This is a genomic window from Paenibacillus sp. FSL M7-0134, from assembly GCF_038007865.1.
GTDB lineage: Bacteria > Bacillota > Bacilli > Paenibacillales > Paenibacillaceae > Paenibacillus > Paenibacillus polymyxa_B.
In genome coordinates this window covers 3368946-3380739 of record NZ_JBBOXV010000001.1, presented here as the reverse complement: position 1 = coordinate 3380739, position 11794 = coordinate 3368946, and the positions used below count along the sequence as shown (strand labels likewise).

Genomic DNA, 11794 nt, shown 5'->3' with positions numbered 1-11794 from the left:
AAAAGCAAGCCCTATAAGGCTTGCCGTATATGCAGTATTGTATTTATTTACTAATAGGTATGCTTCAATTTTCACGTTCTGTAATGATTACTTTGATCACTTCTCGAAGTCTTGGCATGGAGGCTTTCAGACAATATTCATGTAGAATTCATCATAAAATCATAAAAGAAGCAGCTTCCTATCGAGAAAATCCAAGATATCCTGAACCGACTGGATTACCTCCCGACCTTCAGTCGATACGATTAGATCCGGTTCCAGCGGTGCTTCATAGGGAGCATCAATCCCCGTAAAATGATGAATTTCTCCGGCACGTGCTTTCTTGTACATTCCTTTTGGATCGCGTCGCTCACATTCCTCCAGGCTGCACTGTATATAAATCTCATAGCAACCTTCCTGCTGTAAAATGTCCTTTACCATTTCACGATCTTCACGATAAGGGGAAATGGTGGCGCAAATCGTTAGAACACCCGCATGTGCCATTAGCTTTGCAACTTCAGCAATACGGCGGATATTTTCTTTGCGGTCAGCGGGCAGGAAACCTAGATTCCGATTTAAACCGTGCCGAACATTATCCCCATCTAAAATAAACGTGTGTATGCCTTGTGCGTATAACGCTTTTTCAAGTGTGGAGGATACCGTTGATTTCCCCGAACCAGACAGCCCCGTAAACCAAAGCACCGGACTTTTATGTCCATTCAAAAGCTGACGCGCTTGCTTATCAACATCGGACACATGCCAGGTTATATTCGAAGATGGATTCATTCAGCACCTTCCTTTTTCATGAGATATTATAGTAAACAGTTTTTATGCACAGCTCAAGCTTCAGGATAGAGCATTTTTAAAGCTGTTTAAAGTACGCTGCTCTGCTTTATGATCCAACACTGCAAAAACAATCCGGTCAAACAACAAGCCATATCCTTCATCTACAAGTACTTGCTTGAACCAGAGGGCAACCTCTTCCGGCTTATTGCGGAATACTCCGCAACCATAGGCTCCAAGCACAAGATGTTCTACGCCGTTTTGCTTAGCCATTCCAAGAATGTAACGAATCCGCTCCAGCATCACTTCACCAATCCGATTCACCTGCTCTGGTTCCCGTTCTCGCACAACTCCAGCATTTACAGCAGGTGCGGTCAGGAAATCGACTTGATACGGCTTCTCCAACAATGTCCCCTGATCATCCCGAAATACCGGAACTTCAGGCGAATAAATCATATAATCTGAATAAAAACAGCTCCGCAGCTTCCGATTATGTCCATACATCTCTTCCATTTGTGAAATGCAAGGATACAATGCTGACGAACGAGCCAAGCTTTCTTCTTGAGCCTGGCTGCCTCCGAGAAATCCACCTCCCGGATTTTTGGCTGATGCAAAATTCAAACACGCCACGTGGGCCAGCTTCTCCTCTACTTGGAGTCTGTATGCCGCCTGTAACGTGCTTTCTCCCGTAATTTCCAATTTTGCAATGATCGTCTGTTCGTCTATACGGGAAGAAGGCCCCAATATACTTTTTATTCTTTGCTCTGCCTCTTGTTTTACAGCTACCAGCTGAGAAGGTGTATATAACTTCGAGCCTGTGACCGCATTTCCTATCTCTTTTGTCATATTTACTTGAACCAGTTTGATATTCGTATAATTCCCATGTTCCAAAATGGATAGTGTTTCCTGCGCCATATGCGATCGGGCATCCCGGTTGCTCCGGGAATTCATTGTATTTTTCATGATGACTATTCCTCCTTTTGCAATACATCCTCACGTAAATTTGTCAATATTTCTCCTAGCCAGTTCGTGCCACGCCATAGCTTGCGGTTCCGTATACGAGCATCGCTCTCAGCTAAGCCTACACCCCAAATGGTGTCGGTCGGACTAGCCTCAACCAGAGTGGTTCCTTTCGTTTTAAGCAGGTGCTTGAGCAAATTCGGATTTTGTGTAAACTTGGCGTAATTACCGTCATATACAAATTGCCGGCAATTGGCCTCCCACAAGGATTGGTCAAATCCGCGCACACTGCGGCCCCGGGCTTTTTGCTCCCTTGGGGTAGGGGCTTGCATAATTTTCAAGGCCGCCTCTTCATCCCCAAAAAGCTGTGCTTTTTTCAACATCATATATTGCTCGGCACAGTTAAACTCCAATCCATCCACGACAAAATCAGAAGGATACCATTGCGAAAATGGCGAATGACTGCGATAAAAAAATGTAAACTTTTCCATGAAGATTCCTCATTTCATATTCCTTATGCTACATAAAACGCGACCGAGGCTTAAATCGGTATAACTTGGACGGACGATGTCCAGCCGCCTTTCTATACTCATTGGTTTCTTCCACGAGATCAGCTATTTTGCGACGAAAAGCTGCGGCCAACAGCTCCTTACCTAGAATAATTTCATACACCTGCTGAAGCTCACTCAGTGTAAATAGAGCTGGCATCAGGTGAAACGCGATATCTGTGTATTCTATTTTGCTGCGCAGACGCTCTATACCGTACGCAATAATTTTGGCATGATCAAAAGCAATTCCTTGTGACTCCAGCACCTCTCGCTTGATTTCAATGGTTCTTCCCTTAAGAATTTCAGTTATTTTTACTTTGGCTGATAGATGGATGTCCCCATGCTTCAATGTGATGTCAATGTCTTGTTCCCATGTGTAACCTTCCGGCTGATTCGTCCGCGTCTCCTGAGCTACGCTGTAATCTAGCTCAAACCATTGGGCATCAGCGGCATCATCCCCCGCCTCTAACTCCAAGGAATCGTGGTCCACCAATGCCATGTAAGCGCAGCTAATTACCCGCATACGCGGATCACGTGCCACATCTCCCCAAGTATATAGCTGCTCCATATAAATCTGATCCACATTCGTTTCCGTTTTAAGCTCGCGTCGTGCAGCCTCTTCCAGACTTTCATCTATGCCTACAAAACCACCCGGCAACGCCCATTGCCCTATATAGGGATGCTCCCCTCTTTGGATCAAAAGAAGCTGGAGGGTCTTCTCCGGCAGCTTCCGGTAATTTTGTTGGAGCTGATCCATTACCGTAAATAGCAGCATATCTACCGTTACGGATGGGCGCTCATATACATTCGCATCATACAGGGCCAAGAACTCCTCTTCCGTCAAGCCACTGTGATTATGTTTCGATCCATCTGTCACTTGCGTCACCTACCTGTTCATATATGGGTCATTTGTCGCTTTTGATTCAAAAGTGACGAATGCTTTATGTAATTTTTAATTTGAATAAGTTGATAAAAACAAAATGTTAATATCAATACAATAATATATAAAAAGCGCTTCGTCAATAGGGTGTATAGACCTATTTTTCATCGTTTGATAGTACTATTAGACTGTTTACTGAATTTTACTTGTTGCTTATTGTCATATCATGTATGATGTTTTGGTCAATATAGGAAATACAACATACTAAACACGTAGGGAGAAGATCTAATTGACTAACCAGTTTAACCCGCAAAATAATCAGCAAGGAGCACCATCCAGGCCAGCCCCTGTTTACCCGCCTCCTGTATCATTCAAGGAGTGGATGATCAGTTTACTTTTGATGGCTATACCGGTAGTTGGACTTATTATGCTGTTTGTGTGGGCATTTAGCGGCTCGACTAATCCGAGCAAAGCTAACTATGCTAAAGCAGGCCTTCTTTGGGCCGCTATTGTAATCGTGATCTATATCATTATGGCTGTTGCTCTGTTGCCTGCTATCATAAGTTCATTGAATTCAAGCAGCTACTATTGATTCCAAGTACATAGCAAAATAACCTTCTGATGAATCAACCTGATACATCAGAAGGTCTTTAAACTAAACTGCCGATCCCATCGGCAGTTTTTATTTGATCACTTTTTGCTTTACTCCTTTATTCTCACAGCATAACGATTCATCATTCCCGGCATCCCCTGAAAATCAAGTTTGCCATGGGCGATCAAATATTGAATCCGGTATTCCAAAAAAGTATCGCTTCTTGGCTGCGACCACTGCGTTAAAGCTTGACCTATTATTTTTCCGGTGTTCACAAATCCCAGATTATCCGCTAACCGTATCTTGCTAATCATATCCAGCAAGGCCTGATCCAAATAATCCTCCGGCACATGGACAATACGGTCATTGTCCCATAATCTCAGGACACTATCTTGCTCGCTAAGCTCCAACCACTCCCGTTCGTATCGACGTCGGTCTTCCATACACACCACATAAAGTTCATCTTCACTTCGCTTAATGAACCGTTCGATTTCTTTCGAATGCACCACGCCCATGGATAAAGGGAATGGACTCTCATTATATAAATGATCATCCGGCTCCCGCTCCAAGGTATCCGTGACATTAATGACCCGAATAGGTGTAGCTCTTTTGCGCAAGAGATATAATACAAAGCGTAATCCGACCTGCTCGTCAGCATTAGAGCCACACCAAATCGTGATCGACTTCTCATCTGGAATTTCACTTAGGGTAACCATCATCTGTTCAATACGGTGCTCCCAATTGGCGTAATGGAAAAACTCATAATGCATCATCCGTTCAGCCAACCAGCCGTGACGGTTTTCTTGTCCTTCTAATGTTTCCAGCCTCCACAATGGTCCTATGGAAAACTGATCATTAAAAGACAGCACGATACTCTCAAGCCGCAATCCTGCACCTGAAAGTCCTCCCTTCATCGAGCCTGCGGCAGACTGAGAAAACAATAGATGCACATGCCTCTCCCGGGTGCGCTCATGCTCCAGACGCTCATTTCGGCTCGTTTCCACATCATTTGCCCACTGCTCTAATATAGGATTAGCCCATTCAGGATTTTTGTCTGATAAGGCTGCAACCTGCTCCAGTACACTATGTACAAAACCTCTAAGTCTTCGACCCTTAATAACCTCATCGTAGTCTTCATCAAAATTCGGTTCATTATGAGATAACAACAAGTCACTGCCTCCTTTTATCTAATTCAATTCAAACTTGTCTTTCGACCAGAAATATCTTTAGAATAGGCGTATAGCTATCACTTCTTACTCTACAATAAAATACCACAGATTGCTGACTTGACTGGAGGAAAAGAAATGACATCGGAGTGGCAGAGATTACAGACCAAACTGCCGGAATGGGTAGAACAAAGCCGTCATGAGTATATTCATGGCAAGGTAGCAGCATATATTCCCGAACTGTCCAAAGCACCAGCCGACGCGCTGGGTGTTGTTGTAATGAACGGTGCGGGTGAAACCGTAGTGGCCGGGGATACGGAAATCCAATTTACGATGCAAAGTATCTCAAAGGTATTTACGCTCATTCTGGCCTTGATGGATAATGGAGAGGACGTTGTCTTCTCTAAGGTGGGTATGGAGCCTACCGGAGACCGTTTTAATTCCATGCTAAAGCTAGAACTAGTTGAGCCGGGCATTCCGTTTAACCCACTGATTAACGCCGGAGCAATCGCAGTCTCCTCTCTGATTCGCGGGAACAGTCCAGAAGAGAGATTTGCCCGTGTTCTCCAATTTTTCCGCCTGCTTACCCACAATGACACATTGGAATATGATCAGGATGTCTACGATTCAGAATCTGCCACAGGCCATTTGAACCGTTCCCTTGCTTATTTTCTAATGGAAAAAGGAATTTTAAGAGGTCATGTGGAGGATGTGCTTGAAGTTTATTTCAGACATTGTGCTGTCAAATTGAACTGTGCTGATTTAGCTCGTATGGGACTTGTATTAGCTTACAATGGTCGAGATCCAGTGACAGGTATACCGCTGATTCCCCGCCGCTATGTACAGATCGCCAAAACATTTATGACGACATGCGGCATGTATGACGCTTCAGGGGAATTCGCCATTCAAGTAGGACTACCTGCCAAAAGCGGCGTATCAGGCAGTATTATGACGATGGTACCCGGACGATATGGCATTGGACTGGTTGGACCTTCTCTGAACCGTATGGGCAACAGTACAGCCGGTGTACACTTGCTGGAGAAGATGTCTCGGGATTTGGACTGGAGCTTGTTCTAAGTATACGGAAAAAAGGGTATTCCCAGCCTTTACGGCTCATAGGAATACCCTTTTTTGTTGCGTGTCTTCTATGTTACGAGATTTGACCGTTAATCAGTTTAATTTGAATGCGGAACGGATCAGCTACATACTTGGCGCCATCGCGTTCTTGCATTCCATAGCCTGCTGCCTCTAAACGAGCTACAATGGCATCCAATTCATTCTGATCCGGTACGATCAATTCAAAATAATCCAATCCTGCAGCGTGCTCAGGAGCTGGTGGTGCTCCTTCACCTGCCCATATATTCAAGCCCATATGGTGGTGGTAACCACCTGCGGAAACGAACAAGGCTGAAGAGCCATACCGGCACGTAATGTCAAAGCCAAGCACATCGCAATAAAATTGCTGTGCTTTGAGCAAATTAGACACATGGAAGTGGACGTGCCCGATTACCGTTCCCTGCGGTAGTCCCTGCCAAGGTAGATTTTCGGAAATCGCAACCAAGTCTTCTGCATCCACGGGATCTGTTCCCATCATGTAAAATCCATTTGCATCCTTTTTCCACTGATCACGGGGACGATCTGCATAGATTTCGATTCCGTTATTATCAGGGTCATGGATATATAGAGCTTCACTTACATCATGGTCTCCCTGTCCGATTTCAATCTCATGAGCCAGCAGATTACGTAAAGACAGGCCCAGAGCTACACGGTTTGGGAGAAGAATAGCAAAGTGATATAACCCGGCAGCAGATTGACGCGGCAGAATAACTGCATTTTCAATATAGTTAAGGATCAGTAGCGTATGCTTCCCATCGACAGTCAATTCAGCGGTATCCGCCGTTTGACGCAGCAACTGAAAACCAACGACCTCTGTATAAAATTGAATAGAACGCTCCAAGTTACTAACCTTTAATGAAACCTGCCCGATTTTGGTGTTGTCATGAATATGTGCTGTCATGAGATTTCCCTCTTTCTATATGGATTGGAGGACTAAAGCTAATCAAAAATTATTGTTTGGTTGACTCACGACGGCTGAACAAAGAATCCAGAGACAATCGAGTCGTTGGAGCAAATACCAGATGAAGAGCTACCAGAATAAAAGCAATATCCAGCTCATAGCCAGCGCCTTGACCATTCCCCATCAACCCGCCGGACAATTTTGCTGTAAAAATGGCGCCGATCAAAACAATAACCAAAAGCCCAGATACATAGCGAGTGAGCAATCCAAGAATCAATGCAATCCCACCGACCAACTCAATCACCGCAACGACATAACCTAAAAATCCTGGAACGCCAATGCTGGAAAACCAGCCTGCCACATTACCCAACCCCATTTGGAATTTAGCAATTCCGTGTGCCAAAAACAAAATTCCCAGCGCCACCCGCATAATTGTAGAAATGTTTTTGCTTGCTGAACTCATGTTTATCTCTCCATTCTGTTTGTTTATTACACTCATACAAGTGCATATGAATAATTAATTTATATTACTAATAATTTGGTTAAAAAAATAATACTGTCTGAATCTCTGCCGCACCACATTAGTGTGAATCAAACTCGAATTATTAGTAATAGAAATAATTATTTTGTAATGTGAATTTATCATAAGAAACTGTAGTCTGTCAACAAATTATTTGGTATGATAAATATTAAATTAGTATACATTATATTCCCTTAAAGGAGGAACGCTCTATGGGTATAGGATGCAACATACGCGCCGCTCGTAAACGTAAAAATTTATCCATCCAGCAAATATGTGAACGAACCGGACTATCGCAAGGGTTTATGAGTCAAGTAGAAAATAATAAAACCTCCCCTTCCATCGCAACATTGGACAGTATCGCAAATGCGCTTAAGGTTCCCCTTGCTTTTCTGCTTCTTAAAGAAGAGGAACGGATGCAAGTGATTCGTAAGGACGAGCGTCGTAAAACGTTATATGGTAAAAACAACCTCCAGGTCGATCATTTGGGGGGGCAAGGAAACGTTAAAATGATGCTGGTGGACATGCCGCCAGGCTCATCTACAGAAGAGGAGCATGCTCATGCGGGGGATGAGATTCATTTTATCTTGGAGGGCACGGTATACGTGGAGCAAGGCGAGGATTCAGCTACTCTGGAAGCAGGAGATTCCTTTAGCTGGAGAGCAGCCATCCCCCACTTTGTCAAAAATGTGGGAGAAAACAACGCCCGAATTCTGATCTCCGTGTTTCTCGAAGCAGATAATGACGCTTAATAGATATTTACGCAAGCACGAAGCAACAAAAGTACAAATCCCATCAAAAAAAGCGCGTACCGGGAAGTCAACTTTACTTCAACGATACGCGCTTTTTAAATTTTCCTTACTATTGCTGCTCTTAACTTATTTCATCGCCTGCTGGGCATCGGTACGCGATTCCCACGGCAACTTGAAGGTTTTCATAATTTGTTTGGTATTAGCCGGGAGTCCAGTTATCGGATCACCCGTAGTACCCAGCAGTTCTTCTTTTTTATCCGTAGTAATACGCCCATAGAAAGTGGTACTGCTGTCTCCCCATCCTGTAGTGAACTCGTAGATCAGCGGCTTATTTATTTTCGGATAAGTACCCCACTGATTTTTGGCTTTATTCTCCAAAAAACGCCCCAGCGGGTCGTATTCCATTGTAAATTCTTTATCAAAGGGAGCTCCCACATACCCTTGATAGGTGACAATCGGAAAACCGTCCTTCACTTCAACCAGACTCAGCACATCCCCGTTCACTGTAAAATACCGTAATGCTTCGCCTTGAGGGAACATATAGACACTGGATAGAAGCTCAGTGTTAGGATTATGTGCTTCTATATAAGGATGGACAGTGCTGCTGTCTAAACGGATTAGCGCTTCGCGTGCTGTCGCCAGATCTCCCTCGTATATTTCTTCTTTTAATTTACCATGAATCTCTGGCTGGTCATCAGTCTCCGTTCACTTAATGAACTTATTCATTCCTAATCTATCTCTTTTTGGCTGCGTCAATGTCTCCAGGATTCAGACCTTCCCATATGTTCGGGATACTAACAGTCTCTGGATGCTCAAATACGAGAAACGCAGTCGGCAAATACCGCTCTCCGTATTCAGAAGAAGGCTTGTTCACAATGGTATTATCCTTGACGAGCACCGTTGAAGAACCTCCATCCAGATTAGCACCGATAACTGCTCCATGTTTAAGCAAAATATTTTGCATATCATACAAGTTGGCACCAATACTGTACCCAGGCTGACGACCGTCGATGGTCACGAATATAATGGCCCCGTCTGCTCTTTGTCCCATTGCGGTACGGGGAGCAATTCCCCACCCCTCGCTTGCATTGCGAATCAGACCTTTCCCATTCACGATTAGGCGTGGTTGAAAAGTAACCGCTTCTTGCACATTCATTTTGGACAACTCAGACAACGAATAGTGACCGGCTATCATTTTTCCCTGTTTATCAATACCTACGATTTGAACAGAGGCATTTTTGCCCATATCATTGTAGTATATCTCGCCCTGGGAAATGACAACGCCAATCGGTTTAAAACCATTCCCATTCCAGTTGGGATCGGCAAAGCCACCGCCATTTACGCCAGCAACAGCCCCTAAACGCTCGACCATACTAGATACCCTTTCTCCCCGGCCGACCTTGGAAGGAACCCCGAGCCGAATTTTAGTGGGATCATGAACCGTCATAACATAGCCATGATAGTTACGGCCCGATACCTCTTCCACCTCAACCAGCGGCGTTTGTTGTACTTTGGTCGGTATCAGATCAGGCAGATTGATTGTATGTCTGTCCTTCTCCTCACCCATCGCTTCAAAACGGGCCGAATATTCAGCCACACGTTTTTTTGCCTCTGCTTCACCGATAAAGTACTTCGCCCAGTGACGATGTTGGGTCGTGATCAGCGTATCCGCAGCCAAATAGCGCATGTCCTTGCCAGATGACGTTAGGAACAACCACGCACCACCCCCTATTCCTGCTAACAGGAATACAATAAAAAGTCGCAGTATAAAGCGACCGAATTTTCCTTTTCGTTTCTTTTTTCTATTTTTCTGCCTGCGAGCTGCTGCACGCTGTGGCAAGACTTCCGGTTTCATTCATCATCTCTCCTGTTATTGGTGACTTCTATCTTATTCATCACTATTGCCCATCAAATGATCCGTAACGATAGGCAGCGACATCTAACGACAATATCATAAACTAATTTTGTAGAATGATAGTGTCAATTTTTTAACAGATTCATCCACTCTGAAAAAAATACAGGAAAAAGTCCTCCACATGAATGTGAAGGACTGTAATTAAGAGTACCCTACGCTTTTTACGGAGCAGCCTCTGGTTCGAGTAGCATGAACAGTTCTTTCATCTGCTGACGCTTGAGTTTGGGACTAAGCACATACAATGTATCGCCAGGTTCAATCACCGTCGTGCCTCTCGGGGCAATAATTTGCTCGTTCCGAATTATGGCTGTGAATAAAATATCTTCAGGTAGCTGTATATCCTGAATCGCTTTGCCCGCTATCGACATCCCTTTTTGTACCTGAATGTGGTTGATTTCCGAAGTGGTTTTCCCCAGAGAAACTAATTCCAGCAATGAAGGAGACGATGTTTCGTTAGGGTCCATCAAGCCAAGCTTCACCGCTAGCCACGAAATAGTTGTACCTTGAATGATCGCAGAGGTGAGCACGACGAAAAATACAACATTAAAAAACAAGGGTCCTACATCCATCTCATCCAGTAAAGGATAGGTTGCTAGTACAATAGGTACCGCCCCCCGCAGTCCTGCCCAGGATAACAGTGTCTTCTCGCGCACAGAGTACCTGGAAAAAAGCAAGCTTAGGAACACGCCTATTGGACGAGCCACGAGCATGAGGATGAAGGAGAGCGCCAAGCTTTGCCACGCAATGCCCAGCAATTGATCAGGAAAGACCAATAGGCCGAGCAGGACAAACATCATAATCTGCACCATCCAGGCGAAACCATTGTTAAAATGAATAATGGATCGCTTGTAGGTCAAGTCGGAATTTCCCAAGACAATGGCCATGACATAAACCGCCAGCAATCCGCTTGCCTCCAGTAACGATGCCGCCGCATACGTCAAGACTGCAAATGCCAGCGCCATTACAGGATACAAACCGGATGAATCAAAATTCATTTTATTAATCGCATATACACCTATACGTCCAAGTACAAAACCAACGACTAAACCAAAACCCATTTCCCATAAAAACAACAAGATATGTATCCAAATGGATTGCTCAGGGTGATGTATCAGCTCAATCAATGTTACCGTGAGAAATACAGCCATCGGGTCATTACTGCCGGATTCCGCTTCGAGCGTCGAGGTAATTCGTTTTTTGATGTTTTTACCTCCTAGAACGGAAAACACGGCTGCCGCATCCGTCGATCCGACAATAGCGCCAAACAGCATGGATTCCATCCAGCTTACGCCTAAAATAAACTTGGCGCATACGCCAATGACTACGGTCGTAATGATGACCCCAAACGTTGATAATGATAACGCAGGTCGAATAACTGGCTTAACGTCTGCAAACTTTGTCTGCATCCCGCCTTCAAACAAGATTACAATGAGCGCGAGAATGCCCACCAGCTGTGTGATAAAGGCATTATCAAAATAAATAAACTGACTAAGCACCATACCTACGGCAATAAACAAAACAAGCGCAGGCATACCGAAACGGCTGGAAAATTTGGTAGTCAGCACACCGACCAGCAGCAAGCTGGAAAGCAAAAGCACAATCAAATTTATAAGGGTTGTCTGTTCCATACGCTTCTCCTATCTTGAAAATGGATGTTCAATTTTTCGCCTTCTATCTATATACCC

At 44.3% G+C, this 11794-nt stretch carries 13 protein-coding genes; 3 read left to right on the top strand and 10 right to left on the bottom strand.

Annotation, left to right across the window (positions count from 1 at the left end; genetic code table 11):
* Positions 1-159 precede the first annotated feature (159 nt).
* From cysC to NSQ58_RS15240, 4 genes are read right to left on the bottom strand one after another with little or no spacing between them, the layout of a single operon-like run.
* On the bottom strand, positions 160-762 hold the full coding sequence (gene cysC, locus NSQ58_RS15255) for an adenylyl-sulfate kinase (RefSeq protein WP_023988854.1): 603 nt from the start codon (positions 760-762) through the stop codon (positions 160-162).
* 60 nt (positions 763-822) lie between these two features.
* Positions 823-1722: a TIGR02452 family protein gene (locus NSQ58_RS15250; protein ID WP_023988855.1), complete on the bottom strand. Its 900-nt coding sequence runs from the start codon at positions 1720-1722 to the stop codon at positions 823-825.
* A 5-nt stretch (positions 1723-1727) separates the two neighbouring features.
* Positions 1728-2210: an NADAR family protein gene (locus NSQ58_RS15245; protein WP_023988856.1), complete on the bottom strand. Its 483-nt coding sequence runs from the start codon at positions 2208-2210 to the stop codon at positions 1728-1730.
* A gap of 28 nt (positions 2211-2238) precedes the next feature.
* Complete coding sequence (locus tag NSQ58_RS15240; RefSeq protein WP_254347400.1) at positions 2239-3144, bottom strand: NUDIX hydrolase; 906 nt, start codon at positions 3142-3144, stop codon at positions 2239-2241.
* A 292-nt stretch (positions 3145-3436) separates the two neighbouring features.
* Between NSQ58_RS15240 and NSQ58_RS15235 the strand changes: the two genes are divergently transcribed.
* The gene (locus NSQ58_RS15235) at positions 3437-3739 is read left to right on the top strand and encodes a hypothetical protein (RefSeq protein WP_023988858.1); all 303 of its coding nucleotides are present in this window, start codon (positions 3437-3439) and stop codon (positions 3737-3739) included.
* A 110-nt stretch (positions 3740-3849) separates the two neighbouring features.
* Here the strand turns inward: NSQ58_RS15235 and NSQ58_RS15230 are convergent, their stop codons facing one another.
* A complete protein-coding gene (locus NSQ58_RS15230; protein ID WP_341057666.1) occupies positions 3850-4908 on the bottom strand; it encodes a DUF1835 domain-containing protein in 1059 nt (352 codons plus the stop codon).
* Positions 4909-5043: 135 nt separating this feature from the next.
* Here NSQ58_RS15230 and glsA point away from each other — a divergent pair, with 135 nt between their 5' ends.
* Complete coding sequence (glsA, locus tag NSQ58_RS15225; RefSeq protein ID WP_339200196.1) at positions 5044-5982, top strand: glutaminase A; 939 nt, start codon at positions 5044-5046, stop codon at positions 5980-5982.
* A gap of 73 nt (positions 5983-6055) precedes the next feature.
* On the opposite strand, the gene NSQ58_RS15220 is transcribed toward glsA, so the two are convergent.
* Positions 6056-6922 carry a VOC family protein gene (locus NSQ58_RS15220; protein WP_341057665.1) on the bottom strand — a complete coding sequence of 289 codons (867 nt, stop codon included), beginning with the start codon at positions 6920-6922 and terminating at the stop codon, positions 6056-6058.
* Positions 6923-6971: 49 nt separating this feature from the next.
* Positions 6972-7385 carry a DoxX family protein gene (locus NSQ58_RS15215; RefSeq protein ID WP_013310427.1) on the bottom strand — a complete coding sequence of 138 codons (414 nt, stop codon included), beginning with the start codon at positions 7383-7385 and terminating at the stop codon, positions 6972-6974.
* A 269-nt stretch (positions 7386-7654) separates the two neighbouring features.
* On the opposite strand from NSQ58_RS15215, the gene NSQ58_RS15210 reads away from it, so the two are divergent.
* On the top strand, positions 7655-8194 hold the full coding sequence (locus tag NSQ58_RS15210; protein ID WP_053325544.1) for a helix-turn-helix domain-containing protein: 540 nt from the start codon (positions 7655-7657) through the stop codon (positions 8192-8194).
* Positions 8195-8320: 126 nt separating this feature from the next.
* Here the strand turns inward: NSQ58_RS15210 and NSQ58_RS15205 are convergent, their stop codons facing one another.
* The 3 genes from NSQ58_RS15205 to NSQ58_RS15195 form a co-directional block, all read right to left on the bottom strand.
* A complete protein-coding gene (locus NSQ58_RS15205) occupies positions 8321-8734 on the bottom strand; it encodes a hypothetical protein (RefSeq protein ID WP_053325545.1) in 414 nt (137 codons plus the stop codon).
* A gap of 193 nt (positions 8735-8927) precedes the next feature.
* Positions 8928-10049 carry a phosphodiester glycosidase family protein gene (locus tag NSQ58_RS15200; protein WP_076295096.1) on the bottom strand — a complete coding sequence of 374 codons (1122 nt, stop codon included), beginning with the start codon at positions 10047-10049 and terminating at the stop codon, positions 8928-8930.
* Between the two features lie 221 nt (positions 10050-10270).
* A complete protein-coding gene (locus NSQ58_RS15195; protein WP_028541643.1) occupies positions 10271-11737 on the bottom strand; it encodes a potassium/proton antiporter in 1467 nt (488 codons plus the stop codon).
* Between the last annotated feature and the right edge of the window lie 57 nt (positions 11738-11794).